This is a genomic window from Arthrobacter sp. Hiyo1 (genome assembly GCF_001263615.2).
GTDB lineage: Bacteria > Actinomycetota > Actinomycetes > Actinomycetales > Micrococcaceae > Arthrobacter.
Genome location: NZ_DF952472.1, coordinates 102,411 through 117,930, shown reverse-complemented (window position 1 = coordinate 117,930; position 15,520 = coordinate 102,411). Strand labels below are relative to the sequence as shown.

The window sequence follows — 15,520 nt, the reverse complement described above, 5'->3', positions numbered from 1 at the left end:
CATGCACGTCGCGCTGGCCGCGTTGTGGAGCGGCGCAAACTCGACAAGTTCCTGGATGTCATCCATGACGGTCTGGGTAACACGGACCGGAGAACTGAAGCGATCCCCGCCGTGGACCACCCTGTGTCCGATGGCGTCAGGGCGTTCCCCGCCCGTAATGTCCCGAATGGCGGCATCGACCACCTCGAACACGTTTCCAAGGAAGACTGGATCCAGCGTGCCCTCTTGCGGGCTGTTGATGGCCCGTTCCAGCAGGATACCGGGACTCGGGTCAGATGGTCCGAGGCGCCGTAGCTGGTACTTCAAGGATGAGGAACCTGGATTCAATACGAGGATCAGCACTCTGACGTCCTTTCAGGAAGACCACGCGGCACCCGACCATGGAACGCGATACCCCTCGAGGAACATAACCCGGAAATTGCGCTCGCGGGGAGGGTCTTACGGCCCTTGCAGGTCAACGACGCAGCCGACGAAACTGGGGGGAGATTGCTGCTGGTTCCGGGAAGGCACGTGGGCTCGTGAAGACAAAGATCCTCGTTGGTGTCGATGGGTCCGTGGTCGGTAGTGCTGCCGCGGACTGGGCTGCCGAACGGGCCCGTGATCTTGGTCTTCAGCTCAACCTGGTCCATGCCGTTCCTGAGCCATGGGCGTTCCCGGAGAAGGCCCTCCACGATGGGGCGACTGCAGAAGCAAAGGACCTGCTGAAAGGCGAGTCAGCGCGGGTCGCCGCACGGTTTCCCTCCCTGGAGGTAGTGACGACACTGAGTTCCGGAGAGCCCGCCGAAACCATGCGCAAGCTTTCTGCGGATGCGGAAATGGTCGTCGTGGGAACCGATAGACGCCCCGGCAACCACGGCGAAGGATTCGGTTCGGTCAGCTTTCAGATCGCGGTCATCAGCCATTGCGCCGTCGCGATTGTGCCAGCCCCCTCAACGCGCGAGTCATCCGGCGTAGTAGTTGGTGTCGATGGTTCCCGGGACTCCGAACTCGCCGTCGAGTGTGCAGCTGACGAGGCGCAGCGAATGGGGCAGGAACTCGTGATCGTCCATGCCGGTAGCGGCCGCGCTCCTGCACCGTCCGGGAGATCAGTGCGCGGGACCGGGCCTGCAGAACCTGGACTCGATGGGCACGCGCTGTTGTCCAAATCGGTCCACGGCCTGGAGGGGCGGCACCCGGGTTTGGCCATACTCAAGATCCTGGACTTTGAGCGTGCGCCGGCCGAAGCGCTCCTGGATGCCAGTACCCGTGCACGGCTGCTGGTCATGGGCTGCAAAGGAAGAGGCGGTGCCCGCGTGCTCGTCGGCTCTGTGCTCAGCATGTGCTGCTCAACGTCCAGTGCCCGACGCTGATAACCCGCCCGGTTGTGCAAACATAGCCGCCGGGCGGAAGCAACCGGCCTTGGTTGCTCCACCCTGTCGGGCGGGCGGCCGGCAGGCTAGGGCCGAAAGTCGCGGTCCAATTTTCGGAGCCGGTCAAGGGGGACACGCCCTGGCGAATCGACCCCCGGTTTTCGGCTGTGCCCCAAGGCCCGGAGGGCATTCAAGATGGTCGCGAGATCTACCAACTCCTGCAGGAGAGCCCCGGCAACCGCCGGGACGAAGCCGTATGCTGCCGCGGCCATCAACCCCACGCTAAGGAGAATGCCTGTCCAGATGCTGGTGCGGGCGATGTGGATGGTGTGCCGGCCGATGTCAACGGCAGCGGCCACCTTGGATAGGTCATCGAGCATGATGACGACGTCGGCCGATTCGCTGGCCGCGGTTGCTCCCCGGGCACCCATTGCTACACCGACGTCGGACGCGGCGAGGACAGGTGCGTCGTTGACTCCATCACCGACCATCAGGACCGGTCGGTCGTTCAATTCGGCGACGGCGGCCACCTTGTCGGCAGGCAGGCAATCGGCCAGGACCCGGGTTATCCCGGCTTCGGCCGCAATATGTGAGGCAGTGGAACGGGTGTCGCCAGTCAGGAGCATGGTTTCCCGCACCCCGAGGCGTCGCAGCTGGGCCAGGGTGGCCACCGCGTTTTCCCGCAAAGGGTCGCTCATGATCAGCGTTCCAGCGAAGTGCCCGTCCACGCCGACGGCGATCCCAAGTTGTCCGCTGGCCACGTCTGCCTTCTCGAAGCCGCTTGTGGCTGGGCCGACGAAGGCAGCTTTGCCCACCTTTACAGTCTGGCTTCCGCAGACTGCCGTGACCCCCTGGGTCGCGTGCTCGTTGGCGCTGGTGACGGGCAACAGATGGAGGCCGCGCGTCCGTGCTGCATCAATCACGGAGGTTGCCAGCACATGCGAGGACGACTGTTCAGCGGACGCTGCGAGTTGCAGTATCCGATCGGCTGACATGCCTGGCGTGGCGGTCGCGGAAACCTGTATGGCGTGCAGCGCGGGGCGGCCGTGCGTCAGTGTCCCGGTCTTGTCGAAGACCGCCGTCCTGACGCGGGCGAGTTGTTCGAGGGTGCCGGCATTCTTGATGATGATTCCCGAGTGGGCTGCCCGGCTGGTGCCGGCAAGGAACGCCACAGGTGCTGCGATCAACAAGGGACACGGTGTCGCAACGACGAGCACCTGGGCAAACCGTTCCGGATCGTGACTGAAGTACCATGCGATTCCTGCCAGCAGGAAGGCGAATATCGTGAAGGGAACGGCGTATCGGTCCGCAAGCCTGACGGTGGGGGGCGCGGCTCGCCGCGGCTTCTTGGACCAGGGCCACGATCCGGCTGTACTGGGAGTCTGCAGCGGTGGCACGTGCAACAACGCGAACGGCTTCGTCGCCGTTAACCGATCCACTCATGACGGGGTCGCCCTTGCCGTGCTCGACCGGCAGGCTTTCGCCAGTCAAGGAGGATTCATCGAAAGTCCCGGCAGGGGAGAGCAAGAGACCGTCCACTGGGACGATTTCGGAGGGTTTGACCAACAGTGTGTCTCCGGAACGGATGCTCCCCACGGGAACCTCTTCCACCGGGTTGCCCGGGGTCTCGCGGTGCGCGGTCCGCGGAGCCCGCTCAAGGAGGGCTTTCAGTTCGTGCGTAGCCCTTCCGTGGGCAAATTCCTCCAGGGCGTCTCCTCCCGTGAGCATGAGGACGATGATGAGGGAGGCAAGGTATTCTCCGACCACGAGGGTGCTGGCGATGGCCGTCACCGCCAACAGGTCGATGCCCCACCGTCCCCGGAAGAGATCCCTGATCATGGACACGGCACGGTACGCGGCCACGGTTAGCGCATAGATAGTCGCTATTGCCTGTGCCGCTGGCATTTGACCGAGGCCCCACAGTACCCCGACGCACACTCCTACGAGGAGTGTGGCCGCGACGAGCGGAAAGCGCAGAATTGTGGCCATGGGAGCCGCCGCTCTTGGGTGCCGATTCGGGGAAGGAGCTTCAGCAACGGTTGCCTAGTGGTGGGATTCCCGGCTGAGGATGACCTTCAGGGCGTGTGTTTCAGCCGCCCTTGAGAAAGTGTCGTAAGCATCGATGATCTGTCCCAGGGTGAAGTGGTGCGTCGCGAATTTCTCGGCGGGGATCTTGTGCTGGGCCACCAGGCGGAGGAGCATCGGCGTCGTGTTGGTGTTGACGAGGCCCATGCTGATGTTGATGTTGCGGATCCAGAGGTCCTGGAGGCGCAGTTCAACGGACTTTCCGTGCACGCCGATGTTGGCCACATTCCCGCCGGGGCGCACGAGCCGCAAGGCCATATCGAAGGTGTCCGGGATCCCGACTGCTTCGATGGCGACATCCACTCCTGCGCCGTCGGTGAAGGACATGACGTCGCTGATCCAAGCAGGACCGGAGGGGTTCACGACCCCTGTTGCGCCGAACTCCCGGGCCCGGAGAAGGCGCCCTTCGTCCGGGTCTATGGCGATGATTGTGGCGGCGCCGTGGAGGCCTGATGTGGCTATCGCGGCGAGGCCGATGGGGCCCGCTCCGACGACGGCGACGACGTCGCCTGGCTTGATGCGACCGGCTTGGACTCCGATTTCGAACGCCGTGGGCAGGATGTCCGAGAGCATGACGGCTTGGTCATCGGTGACCCCGTGGGGCAGTTTGTAGAGCGAGTTGTCCGCGTAGGGGACACGCACGTACTCGGCTTGGGTGCCGTCAATGAGATGGCCAAAGATCCAACCGGTTCCTGCTTGGCCCTCCTCCCCGGAGCAGTGCGAGTAGAGGCCCTTCTTGCAGTTGCCGCAATGTCCGCAGGACTTGATGCAGGAAATGAGGACGCGGTCTCCGGTCCTGAGCCCGGTGACGGACGAACCCACTTCGGTGACCGTTCCGACGCCCTCATGCCCGAGGACCCGTCCCTCCTGGACCGCCGGAACGTCGCCTTTGAGGATATGAAGGTCCGTCCCGCAGATTGTGGTGGTATCGATGCGGACGACGGCGTCGGTGGGGTTGACGATGTGGGGATCAGGGACGTCCGTCCAGGACTTTTGTCCGGGTCCGCCATAGACGAGTGCTTTCATGATGCTCCATCAAGCTAGGGCAAGAGGTACCGTCGGCGACGCCGGCAGCAAAAGTCAGTGGAACAGCTCGGAGCGCGCATCCCACAGGGGAGTGTTCCAGATATCGGGCCGGGTGGCCTTGAACCGTCGACCAGTGAGGGCATCCAAGGTCAAACGCAGATAGTGGCTCTTGCTGCCCGGCTGCCAGGGATCCAGGTGGAGGGCATCGGCTGCCGCCTTTTCACGCAGGTCGACGATGAAGTGCGCCTGCCCTCTGGCGACGACGCTCCAGGCCTTCCCGGTGCCCGCATCGAAACCATCGATTTCGAGCGCGCAGGGATGGCGCATCGTGTTCCAGAATTTCGTGCCGGTGCCTGTGCGGAAGACGATTGATCCGTGGTCCACGACGTAGTTCACGGGGAAAATGTCCGGATGGTCCTCGACAATGACGGCTAGCCTGCCAACGGCTGCTTGGCCAAGCAATTCAAAGCATTCGTCTGGACTCAGACTTTCGATTTCATCCGTCGATTGAGGTTCATGACCATGACGCTACCGGCGGCTGTCCGCCGTCGTTAGGGGCTTTAGGCCCGCCGGGCGACGCCGTCATTCGAGTCCGGCGCGCGTTGCGTCATCCAGGGGACTCCACCACGTCAGGGGAGGGGTGACGGTGAAGCGGCGTCCGGTAATCGACGTCGGAACGATGCGGACGAAGTGGTCTTTGCGGCCCGCTTGCCAAGGGAAAAGGAGCAGCCCGACCGTATCGAGCACCTCCTGGGTCAGCTTGATGGCAACAGCGTGACCTTTCACGACCACGCTCCACGCCACCCCGGTGTCCGGGTTGACGCCGTCGGCCTCCAGCGCAACCGGTGTTTCGCCCAGGGCCGAGTGGAGCTTGGTCCCTTCTGCGGTCCGGAAAACGAGGGTGCCATGGTCAACCTTGTAGTTGATCGGGAAGATGTCTGGATGGTCTAGTACCCACACTGCGAGGCGTCCCACCGAGACGCCGCGCATGAGCTCCCAGCATTGCTGAGGTTGCAGGACCTCCGGTTCCGGGGTTGATGGTTTGTTCGTCATGACGGAGAGCTACGCCCGGGAGTGAGCTGGAAACAGGGCACAAAGACCCGCGCCTCAAGGGCGTCTGGGCGAACGCGAGACTCGGGGAGTAGTCTGGCATCGGATACGCCAGCTGCCACGACACGGTACCTGCCCCGTGTGGGCTGCACCGCTCGAAAGGCAGTAAATGAACGGCTCTCTTCCAGATCCTGTGCGGCCTGATCGCCTTCATGTCACGGGAACCCGGATCGAAGACCTGCTGAGGGACTTTTTGGCCAGGGCCGGAGAACTCCTGGATGCCCAGGAGCAGATGCGGGGGCTTCTGGAAGCGGTGGTGGCCGTCGCCGAAGACTTGAGCCTGGAAGCCGTTCTGGACCGGGTGGTCAAGTCCGCGTGCCGGCTACTGCATGCCCGCTACGGCGCGTTGGGAGTCATCGGCGAAAACAAGTCTTTGAGCCACTTCGTCACAGTCGGGATCGACGAGGACCTTGCACGCCGCATCGGCCCGCTGCCCACCGGGCACGGGGTCCTCGGCCTGCTGATCAGCGAACCCGCGCCCCTCCGTCTTCATGATTTGCACCAGCATCCGAAGTCATACGGATTCCCTGCAAACCATCCACCCATGAAGTCTTTCCTTGGTGTCCCGGTGCGGGTCCGGGACGTCGTCTTCGGCAATCTGTACCTGACGGAAAAAGAGGGGGGTGGCGATTTCACTCCCGAAGACGAGGATCTTGCCGTCGCATTGGCTGCTGCTGCCGGCGTGGCCATCGAGAACGCCCGCCTCTATGAGGACGCCCGCCGCCGCGCGTCCTGGCTCGAAGCATGCATGGATGTGACCGGCCGGATGCTCGGCGACGACCGGACCTCGGAGCCGGAAAATGTCGGGCTTGACCAGATAGCCGACAGGGCGCTCCGGGAATCCGGTTCCCAGCTGGCCCTGATTCTCGTTCCAGATGGAGGGGTGGATTCGTACTGCGTCGCGGGTGCCGCGGGAACGGAGAGCGCACATTTCGCCGGAAATATCCTGCCCATGGATTCCGCCGTCATCAGGTCGGTCGCCGCCACCGGGATGCCCGCCTGCATGGACGAGGCCGGAGACATCCTTGGACTGGCTGACGGCTTGTCCAAGGGAAAACTCCTGGCGATAGATCTCAGTGCACAGGGCGCCCATCACGGACTTCTGTTTCTGGTTCGGGCCCCTGGAACGGGGCCGTTCGCTAAGACGGATGTGGAGATGGGGGCCGTGTTCGGCTCACACGTGGCCTTGGGCCTGGAGCTTGACCGGATTCACCGGCTCCGTGAACAGCTGGTGGTCTTCTCGGATCGGGACCGCATTGCCCGGGACCTGCACGACCTCGTCATCCAGCGCCTTTTCGCCGCGGGACTCAGCATCCAAAGCCTGCGGCGGTTCACTACAGGCGAACCTGCCTTGACCCGGATCAATGCGGTCACGGCTGAACTGGATGAGACCATCAGGGACCTCCGCAACACCATCTACTCGTTGCGCTCTTCCGGCGAGCAGGAGTTGCTGAGCAGCCGGATACTGCAGACTGTCCGCACTGCCACCAGGTCCCTGCCCTTCGCCCCCCACCTCACGCTCACGGGGACGGTCGATTCAGTGCTCGACGACGGAACAGTCACCAACGCGCTGGCGGTCATCTCCGAAGGCCTCAGCAATGCGGTCCGTCACTCCGAGGCCGAGGCAATCAGCGTTTCAGTGTCCGTGGAAGACGGCATGCTGACCTTGATCATCGAAGACGACGGCAGGGGCTTCAGGGATGCCGTCCCCGGAAATGGTCTGGTGAACATGGAACAGCGGGCCTCGGAGTTGCGTGGTTCGTTTGAGGTGACCAGCGCCCCAACGAAGGGGACTACCTTGGTGTGGTCGGTTCCGGCCCACTGAGTTTCCCGTCTGCTGGTCCGTCAACGGACGGGTCCGGTGTCCGTTTCCGGTCCGTGGGCAATATAGACGGCTGCCTGGGTGCGACGTTCGAATCCCAGCTTTGCCAGCATCGAGGACACGTAGTTCTTCACCGTTTTCTCGGCGAGCTGCATGAGTTCCCCGATCTGCCGGTTTGTCAGGCCCTGTCCGACCAGATCGAGGACCCGCCTCTCCTGGGGTGTCAATGAGGCGACCCTGGGATCCACACGCCGGGGCTCTGTGAGTCCCTGGATGATCTTCGCCTTCACTGACGCATCAAACAACGACTCACCGCGCGCGGCCTGGCGGAGCGCACCTATCAGGTCGGTACCGCCGATTTCCTTGAGGACGTACCCGGCCGCACCGGCAAGGACGGCTCCCCGCAGGGCTTGTTCGTCGTCGTAGCTGGTCAGTATCAAGCAATTCAGGGTGGGGTCCACGGAGCGCACCTCCCGGCACACTTCGATGCCCGTGCCGTCGGGCAAGCGGCGTCTAGCACTGACACGTCGGGGCGCAAAGCGGGAATCCGCCGTGCGGCTTCCTCCGCGGAACCGGACATGCCCACCACCACAAAGCCTTCGCTTTCGAGCAGCTCCTGCAGTCCCCGGCGGACAAGCTCATGGTCGTCCAGGACATAGACACGGATAGGCGGCGCGCCAAGGACCCGGGCGTCGCTTTGGGGTGATACTGGGCGTTCCATGATCCTCCTGTCGGGCAGCCCGTGGCCGCGGTCCCGCCGGTCCGGCATGTTTCCCGGCTATGTCATTGTTCACTGCCCGCCAACGGCAAACAAGGGCCGAAGGACCCAAGCCGGGGCCATGACTTTCGGCCCTGTTTGGCAGCTGATTTTCTGCCCATTCTTAGAGAAACCGCGGGAACGGAAAGGAACACCATGGCCAGGCAAACCGGGCAGGACAAGATCATGCTGCTTGGTTCTGTCAGCGCGGCATGTGTCGTCCATGCCCATTGTCCAGTTCTCGTCGTGCACGAACCCGAAGCGGCCGAGCACCCCGAACCCCCGTCCCGGCCCAGCCGGGGCGGCCATCAAATAGCCCAAACCGATCAAAGGAGCACGATCTAGATGAAGAAGTGGACCCGTTGGCAGGACTGGACGGTCATCGCCGCCGGCGCCTATGCCGCACTCTCGGTGCTGTGGACAAGTCAAGGCGGATCGTCCACGGCCCTCATGGTGATCCTCGGCGTCCTGCTGGTCGCCGCCGGGGTCACCAACCTGGCCATGCCGGGAATGCCGGCTGCCGAGTGGGCGCAAGCCGTGTTCGCCGTCGTCCTCCTCCTTGCGCCATGGTTTGGAGGCTTCACCTCCATGACAGGGGCCGCCTGGAGTGCGTGGATTCCGGGCGCGGTCGCCCTGGTTGTCACGGCCTTTGCAATCAAGCCCAGCACCGAGGAATACCGTCACCACCATGTGATGCCGGCCCCGTAGCCGTGCAATTCCGGAACGGGCATCCGGCCACCGCCGGATGCCCGGCACTGCAAATTTCGAGGAGACCAGCATGAACAGCAATCACCCGGCCCGCCTGCGGTTTTTTGGCGCGACCGACACTGTTACTGGTTCCCGCTATCTCCTCGAATCCCGGGACACGCGGATCCTGGTCGATTGCGGTCTTTTCCAAGGCTACAAACGTATCCGCGACCGAAACAGGATCCCGTTTCCCGTCGCCCCTGGTTCCATCGACGCGGTGCTGCTCACCCACGCGCACCTGGACCACACCGGATACGTTCCGGCACTGGTGCGCGATGGCTTCACCGGGCCGGTCTACGCCACCCACGGGACCAGTGAACTATGCAAACTGCTGCTGCCGGACAGTGGCCACCTCCAAGAAGAGGAAGCCCGCTACGCTGATCATCGGGGTTCCTCGGTGCATGTTCCCGCGCTTCCGGTCTACACCGCGGCCGATGCGGTCAGGTCCTTGAACTCATTCGAGCCGCGGGATTTTGATGCTCCGCTTGAAGTGGGAGATGGCATCGAGGCCACCTTCCTCCCAGCCGGACACATCCTCGGCGCCGCCCAGATCCACATAAATGTCGACGGGCATTCCATACACTTCTCGGGAGACTTGGGCCGTGCCGACGATCCCCTCATGTTCCCTCCCCGGGAATTGGAGGCCGCGGACATTCTTGTCACTGAATCGACGTACGGCAACCGACGCCACCCGGATCAGGACGCGGCCGCTGAGCTTGGCGCGGTGGTGTCCCGCGTCGCCAAACGCGGGGGAGTTGTCATGATCGCCGCGTTCGCCGTCGGCCGCGCGGAAACCCTCATGCTCCACCTCTCCCGGCTCCGCCGCAAGCACCTCATTCCGGACATTCCGATCTATCTGAACAGCCCCATGGCCATCGACGCGTCCTATATGTACCGGCAACACCCGGACGAACACCGCCTCCTCGTGGACGAGTTCGAAGACATGTACAAGCTGGCCACCATGTCACGTACCGCAGACGATTCCAAGCTTCTCAACCTGAGGGGAGGGCCAATGGTCATCATCTCCGCCAGTGGCATGCTCACCGGGGGAAGGATCCTCCACCACCTTGAGGCTTATGGCCCGGATCCGAAAAACGCCATCATCCTCAGCGGCTACCAGGCCGGAGGAACACGCGGTGCCGACCTGGCGGCCGGAGCAAAGGAACTCAGGATTTACGGCCAGGACGTCCCCATTCAGGCCGAGGTCGTACAAATTGAAGGATTCTCCGCGCATGCCGACGCCGACGAAATCATTCGTTGGATGCACACCGCGGATGAAGCCCCGCACATGACTTACATCACTCACGGCGAACCCGAGGCCTCCGATGCCCTGCGCCGCCGCATCAAGCGGGAGCTGGGCTGGAACGCCAGGGTCCCTGAATACCTCGAAGCAGTCCCGCTCGACAAACCGCTCTAGCAGCAATGGTTTCCACCCACGCCGGCATAGGAGGCCGATGATGGCTCTCTCCGAGCACGAAAAGAAGACACTGGAACAGATCGCCCAGGAACTGGAACGCGATGACCCGAAATTCGCGGCAAAGATGAGATCGACGCCCGGGCGTCCCAAGTCCCGACACACAGCTTTCGGCATCTTCGCCGCCGTCGTCGGATGCCTTGTGCTCCTGACCGGGGTCGCGGCCCGCACCCCGGCCCTCGGAATCATTGGATTCACCATCATGGGCGCAGGGGCGTACCTGGCAACGAGGCGCTTCGGCTCCCCGCAGATACGGTGGCGTCCGAGCTCTTCCCAGTCCATGGGACCGCAGAGCTGGGGTAGTTGAGGTGGAAGCCCAACGGTCGAAGACATCATCGAGGAAGAGCGGACATGCCATGAAAGAGCCAATAGTCGTCGGCATCAACGACACCGGGGCCAACGAGGCCGCGGTGACTTGGGCAATGCACCGGGCCGCGGCTTTGAAGCTGCCCGTGCAACTCGTGCATGCGGTGGATGACCGCTGGATGGCCGAATCCTTTGCCTACAACGAGATGGCCAACAAGGCCGCGACAGAGCTTCTGATCAAGGCCAAAGCCCATGCAGCCGGGGTGGAACCGAAAGTTGAAGTTCGAACGGTATTGATTTCGGGCACCCCAGGGTACGCCCTTCGCAAAAGGTCCAAGAAGGCTTCCCTGGTGGTCATCGGTTCCGGGACCCATGTCAGGCCCGGAGGCCGGCTGACCGACCGCGCCCTGCAGATCGCCTCCGTGGCCGTTTGCCCCGTGGCCGTCGTCGGAGAAGAGACGGTGCACAACCGCCACGGAGTCATCGTCGGAGTGGACGGTTCGGAGGAATCAACACAGGCGGTAGCATTCGCCGCCGCGGAGGCAGACCGTGAAGGACAGGAACTGACCGTCATGCACGCCTACCCGATACCCGGCGCCTGGTTGCAAAGGGGGTTGCCTGAGGGCAGCTTCGTCGAGCAATTCATGGAAGAAGAACGGCTGGTCCTCGCCGAGACAGTCGCCGGCCTGGCGGAAAAGTACCCCGACCTCGTCGTCCACAGGGTCCTGGCCACCGATCCACCGGTCCAGGCCCTCGCTGAAGCCGCATCGACGGCGAAGCTGCTGGTCCTTGGCAGCCGCGGCGGAGGCGGAATCAAGCGTCTCCTGCTGGGCTCAACCGCCCACGCAGTCCTTGCCCAGCTGGCGTGCCCCACCATCATTACCCGCATACGCCGGGTCAAGAAGAGCAAATAGCGGGCGGGGTTCCTTCCCGGGGAAAAGGCGGGCGAGGCCATCACGGGAATCGACAGCACAGCCGTCGAACCCGACTCGGGCAGGCCCGGCACTCTGGAGAGCACCGTTGACGCCTGGCGCCAGGACCCGGATTCAGGCTAGGTGTACGTGGCGGCCAGTCACCACCGCGGCGTGGATCCGGATGAAGTCATTCCTTGCTCCGCCTGCCCAGGGCTCTACCATGGCCTGTCCCCAAAGATAGGTCAACAGCTCCGGTTCCTGCACATGCGAGGAAGGTCCGCTGACCAGGACCGACCACCCTTCGCTTCGCTCGGGCTGCGCCTCATCAATCTCGAACGATGAACTCAAGCGAGGAACGGCGTCACCGATGGTCCCGGCAGCGGACGTACGGAAGTAGATCGCCCGGTCATGGACGAGGTAGCTGACGGGCAGGATCATCACCCTGTTCTTGTAGTTGAAGCCGAAGCGGCCTGTGTCCTGTGAGCACAACAGCTCCCAGCAACGCTCCTCGCTAAGCTCCTCCGTGACGTGCCGGACATCGTCAAAGGGGCTGGGATCCATGTTGGGAATGGACATTTGTTTCTCCTGGGGGCCGATTTTGCTTCTGCATGTCACGGCATTTGAGCGGCTGGATCGGCGAGAAGGCGACTCAGAGACCACAAGGGCGCCATCAGGCGTCTCCTCTCTCCGCCGTCGGTGTCGTTCACTTCTTTTCCGGAGCATGGACAACAAGGACCGGGCAGTGGGCGTGGGCAACGCAGGCTGAACTGACCGATCCGAGCAGCAGCCCGCCAAATCCTCCGTGGCCACGCCTGCCGAGAACGATCATGTCAGCTTCCCGGCTAGCTTCAATGAGGGATTCCCGTGCCTGACCGCGGACAACGCGCGAGACGACGTTGTCCGGCAGTCCCGGACCGAACGCTTTCTCCAAGGATTCCTTGAGGACCTGTCCGGCGCCTTCCTCGAAGTCATCGATGCCCATGGCCACATAGCCGCCATAGACCTGAGGGAACTCCCAGTAGGCAACGGCCTCGATTTGCGCTCCCAATGGCACCGCAAGGCTCTGGGCCTGCCTCAGTGCCTCTATGGAGGCTTCCGATCCATCAACACCAACAACTATCCTTGCAGCGGATGCTTCCCGGCCCATGACTTTCCTCCCGCGATAGGTGATTTCGTTCCCGCTAGCGTGACCCGTTGCGATTCCGGATAATAGGGCCGAAAGTCACGGCCCGCCCGTGGCAGGCCATCATCTGGACCGTGTGTACTACTCCCGTGTAATCGGGATCTTGTGAGCGGAGGAGGGTTGGACCCTTTCCGGAATCGGGGCTCTCACTTCGAGAACACCGTCCTTGTATGAAGCGGAGACGTCGTCCTTTTGGATTGTGTCCGGAACTGGCAGCCTGCGGACGAAGGAGCCGTAGCGGAATTCCGTTCTGTAGCTGCCCTTGTCCTTTTGCTCCTCCTTCTCCTGCCTTTCAGCCCTTATTTCAAGGAACCCGTCGCCAAGCGTGATTTCAACGTCCTTCTCGGGATCGATCCCCGGCAGTTCGGCGCGAACCACCAGGGTGGTGCCTTCAACCAATTGTTCGACCCGGATCCCGGATGCTGCCACATCACCTTCGAATAGCCGTTCGATCATCTCAATGGGTGAGCGACGGTTATCGAACCACCTGATTAAGTCCGACATTCCTGACCTCCTTGTCCTGGAATCTGGTCATGCCCGAACCGGCTTGACCCTTCCAGAATGCGAAGCATGGGGAATTGATCCCAGAGTCTTTGGTCCTCCATCTTCCGGATTTTCAGTTGGTCGAGTGACATGAACGAAGCGGCGTCCTCCCTTCGGCACCGGACACGCAGCCCAAGGCACAAGGCAATGCGGGGAAGCCATGGTCGGCGAGGACCGAGGCAGCCGGCCTGACCAGCGGTCACGAATCGCGTGGGGGCCACCATTGGGATGGCGGGCTGATCACGAACCTGCGACCGCTCATTTCCGCCGGCGTAATCCGGACCAGATGATTTTTGGCGCCGGCTTCCCAAGGCGAGAGTTCCATAACGGAAGATTCCTGCAGTTCTTCAGCTTCCGTGACTATTTCGGCAAGTCCCTTGACGATGACACTCCACGCAATTGTGCCGTAGGTGTTGAAACCATCGGCTTCCAATGCAATCACTTGCCCGGCCATGACGGCATCCAGTTTGGTGCCCGGTCCTGTCCGGAAGATCACTGTCCCCTCGTCAGGCAGGTAGTTGACTGGGAAGATCTCCGGGCTGTCGCCTCTGACGAGCGCAATTCTGCCGACGGAGGAGGAACGAAGGTACTTCCAGCACTCATGAACGCTGAGTACTTCGGTGTCAGGTCTCAACTCTGAATTCTCCATAATGGTGAGCCTACCGAGATGGTCCACGCGGAAGTAGAGGAATAGGTCTCAGGTCTCTCCCGCGACCCGTGAGCCCCGGTTCAGGCATTCGACACGGACCGGTAATCCGGTCGGACGCCACTCCCGCAGGGCCAGACCAAAAGCCGGCGCAAGTGGAGCCACTCGTACCCCGCCCCAACGGGGCCAAAGAAGCTTGACATGTTCCGGTCATCATCCAGCGAATGCAGGAAATGGCCTTCTGCTTAAGGACCCGTCAGTTTTTCAAACCACTGCCTCATTCCGGCCAAGGCCACGGCCAGTTCGGGGAGTTCGGGATGCCATGGGCGCTCCCATTCCAATGAAAGCCACTCGGTTCGGTCTTCGAGGAGAATGAGGATTTCGTGCAACGGAATGTCGCCCTGACCGAGGAGCCGTAGCTGTCCGTCGAAGTTGGCATCTTTGAGTTGCGCATAGCCAAACCACGGGCCGATGGCTTCGAACGTCGTGGCGGGGCGCTCACCGGCAGCGGCCGGATGGAGTACGTCCCAGATGACTTGGACGCCGTGACCGGGGCATATCTCGTCCAATAGCGTCATAACCCGCCGGATGTCCGTTCCTCGGGGATGCGAGTCGTGCGTTTCCAGCCATATCCGGATGTCAGGGGCGGAGAGGGCGGCCGCCGCGAGCCGCCTTGCGATGCGTGCATCCGAATCCGTGCCAGCCCCACCCGGAAAAACGCGGACGCCTGCCGCTCCCAGGTCACGAGCGAGAAGCATCTGGGCCTCAAGCTCGCCGAGTACGTGGTCGTCGCTTAGCCCGGGATCGCCCACACGTACGTACGTGGCTACGCAGACGACGTGCAACCCTGCCTCGTTGATCCGCCTACGGATCCAGCCGCGCTCTTCACTCGATAAGCCAGCATGCACTATTTGTCCTGCCATGGAACGGAGTTCGAGCCCTTGAACCCCATAGGTGGCCGCAATGTCCAGAATCTCTTGGAGGGACGCTTCCGGGCAGCCGAGCGTAGAAAACGCAACCTTCGCTTTCACGAAGTTCTCACCAACCAGGCGGCCGCCGCCGAGCCTTTCGCCCACTTCACTATCAATTCTTCTCCTCCGATGAATGTCCGCTGATTCAAGGAGAAGTCCCTGAGGAACCTGAGGTCAAGCATTGGTAGCTGATTTGAACAACAATGCACATCTCCTGCGCGGCCAATTATCACGGGCCCAACTGGCCTTGACTTTCGGAGCCAGCGTCCGCTCTAGTTCATAATGAACAAATCAAACACAAGCGAACTTGATCGGAGGCTCTCATGCTCCCCGAGGACCGGCACCTGCAGATTCTGAAGGAGTTGGCTTTTCACGGCTCCCTCAGCGTTGAGGATTTCGCGGCAAGAATGGGAACGTCCGGGATGACGGTCCGTCGTGACTTGGCAGCTCTCGCGGAGCAGGGGCTCCTGCAACGCGTCCGAGGTGGTGCCGTCCCTGTCGCCGGGTCCGCCATTGAAAGCGGCCGGCGTCGCGCGACCGGCATGAACCCCAGGGGACCATCGGGTCCCGGCAGCGTTCCTCTGTTG

At 62.6% G+C, this 15,520-nt stretch carries 16 protein-coding genes and 3 pseudogenes; 8 read left to right on the top strand and 11 right to left on the bottom strand.

What is annotated here, in order from left to right; translation table 11 throughout:
* Positions 1–342: pseudogene (locus AHiyo1_RS14200) on the bottom strand (acetate kinase); the annotation flags it as partial.
* A 176-nt stretch (positions 343–518) separates the two neighbouring features.
* Between AHiyo1_RS14200 and AHiyo1_RS14195 the strand changes: the two are divergent.
* Positions 519–1,349 (top strand): universal stress protein, encoded by an 831-nt coding sequence (locus tag AHiyo1_RS14195; protein WP_253257351.1) that lies wholly within the window; start codon positions 519–521, stop codon positions 1,347–1,349.
* 86 nt (positions 1,350–1,435) lie between these two features.
* On the opposite strand, the pseudogene AHiyo1_RS14190 reads toward AHiyo1_RS14195, so the two are convergent.
* The 4 genes and pseudogenes from AHiyo1_RS14190 to AHiyo1_RS14175 form a co-directional block, all read right to left on the bottom strand.
* Positions 1,436–3,338, bottom strand: a pseudogene (locus AHiyo1_RS14190) (heavy metal translocating P-type ATPase).
* A 54-nt stretch (positions 3,339–3,392) separates the two neighbouring features.
* On the bottom strand, positions 3,393–4,460 hold the full coding sequence (locus AHiyo1_RS14185) for a zinc-dependent alcohol dehydrogenase family protein (RefSeq protein WP_059389005.1): 1,068 nt from the start codon (positions 4,458–4,460) through the stop codon (positions 3,393–3,395).
* A gap of 54 nt (positions 4,461–4,514) precedes the next feature.
* Positions 4,515–4,955, bottom strand: coding sequence for a pyridoxamine 5'-phosphate oxidase family protein (locus AHiyo1_RS14180; protein WP_059389004.1), 441 nt, complete (start codon positions 4,953–4,955; stop codon positions 4,515–4,517).
* An 87-nt stretch (positions 4,956–5,042) separates the two neighbouring features.
* Positions 5,043–5,513: a pyridoxamine 5'-phosphate oxidase family protein gene (locus AHiyo1_RS14175; RefSeq protein WP_059389003.1), complete on the bottom strand. Its 471-nt coding sequence runs from the start codon at positions 5,511–5,513 to the stop codon at positions 5,043–5,045.
* Positions 5,514–5,679: 166 nt separating this feature from the next.
* Between AHiyo1_RS14175 and AHiyo1_RS14170 the strand changes: the two genes are divergently transcribed.
* On the top strand, positions 5,680–7,395 hold the full coding sequence (locus AHiyo1_RS14170) for a GAF domain-containing sensor histidine kinase (RefSeq protein WP_059389002.1): 1,716 nt from the start codon (positions 5,680–5,682) through the stop codon (positions 7,393–7,395).
* 20 nt (positions 7,396–7,415) lie between these two features.
* Here the strand turns inward: AHiyo1_RS14170 and AHiyo1_RS14165 are convergent.
* Positions 7,416–8,113 (bottom strand): annotated as a pseudogene (locus tag AHiyo1_RS14165) (response regulator).
* Between the two features lie 192 nt (positions 8,114–8,305).
* Between AHiyo1_RS14165 and AHiyo1_RS14160 the strand changes: the two are divergent.
* From AHiyo1_RS14160 to AHiyo1_RS14140, 5 genes are all read left to right on the top strand, one after another.
* Positions 8,306–8,494 (top strand): universal stress protein, encoded by a 189-nt coding sequence (locus tag AHiyo1_RS14160; protein ID WP_084784515.1) that lies wholly within the window; start codon positions 8,306–8,308, stop codon positions 8,492–8,494.
* A complete protein-coding gene (locus AHiyo1_RS14155; RefSeq protein WP_059389001.1) occupies positions 8,495–8,857 on the top strand; it encodes an SPW repeat domain-containing protein in 363 nt (120 codons plus the stop codon). It abuts the gene before it with no gap.
* Positions 8,858–8,927: 70 nt separating this feature from the next.
* Positions 8,928–10,313 carry an MBL fold metallo-hydrolase RNA specificity domain-containing protein gene (locus tag AHiyo1_RS14150; RefSeq protein WP_059389006.1) on the top strand — a complete coding sequence of 462 codons (1,386 nt, stop codon included), beginning with the start codon at positions 8,928–8,930 and terminating at the stop codon, positions 10,311–10,313.
* Positions 10,314–10,350: 37 nt separating this feature from the next.
* Entirely contained in the window at positions 10,351–10,677 is a 327-nt protein-coding gene (locus AHiyo1_RS14145) for a DUF3040 domain-containing protein (protein WP_059389000.1), read from the top strand.
* Between the two features lie 49 nt (positions 10,678–10,726).
* Positions 10,727–11,590, top strand: a complete 864-nt coding sequence (locus tag AHiyo1_RS14140; RefSeq protein WP_059388999.1) for a universal stress protein — start codon at positions 10,727–10,729, stop codon at positions 11,588–11,590.
* A gap of 132 nt (positions 11,591–11,722) precedes the next feature.
* Here the strand turns inward: AHiyo1_RS14140 and AHiyo1_RS14135 are convergent, their stop codons facing one another.
* From AHiyo1_RS14135 to AHiyo1_RS14115, 5 genes are all read right to left on the bottom strand, one after another.
* Positions 11,723–12,166: a pyridoxamine 5'-phosphate oxidase family protein gene (locus tag AHiyo1_RS14135; protein WP_059388998.1), complete on the bottom strand. Its 444-nt coding sequence runs from the start codon at positions 12,164–12,166 to the stop codon at positions 11,723–11,725.
* A gap of 127 nt (positions 12,167–12,293) precedes the next feature.
* A complete protein-coding gene (locus AHiyo1_RS14130; protein WP_059388997.1) occupies positions 12,294–12,737 on the bottom strand; it encodes a universal stress protein in 444 nt (147 codons plus the stop codon).
* A gap of 117 nt (positions 12,738–12,854) precedes the next feature.
* A complete protein-coding gene (locus AHiyo1_RS14125) occupies positions 12,855–13,277 on the bottom strand; it encodes an Hsp20/alpha crystallin family protein (RefSeq protein ID WP_059388996.1) in 423 nt (140 codons plus the stop codon).
* Between the two features lie 238 nt (positions 13,278–13,515).
* Positions 13,516–13,965 (bottom strand): pyridoxamine 5'-phosphate oxidase family protein, encoded by a 450-nt coding sequence (locus AHiyo1_RS14120; RefSeq protein ID WP_059388995.1) that lies wholly within the window; start codon positions 13,963–13,965, stop codon positions 13,516–13,518.
* Positions 13,966–14,207: 242 nt separating this feature from the next.
* Positions 14,208–15,038, bottom strand: coding sequence for a sugar phosphate isomerase/epimerase family protein (locus AHiyo1_RS14115; protein ID WP_059388994.1), 831 nt, complete (start codon positions 15,036–15,038; stop codon positions 14,208–14,210).
* Positions 15,039–15,256: 218 nt separating this feature from the next.
* Here AHiyo1_RS14115 and AHiyo1_RS26855 point away from each other — a divergent pair.
* Positions 15,257–15,520: DeoR family transcriptional regulator (locus AHiyo1_RS26855; protein WP_172465609.1), on the top strand; the 264-nt coding region annotated here is incomplete at its 3' end.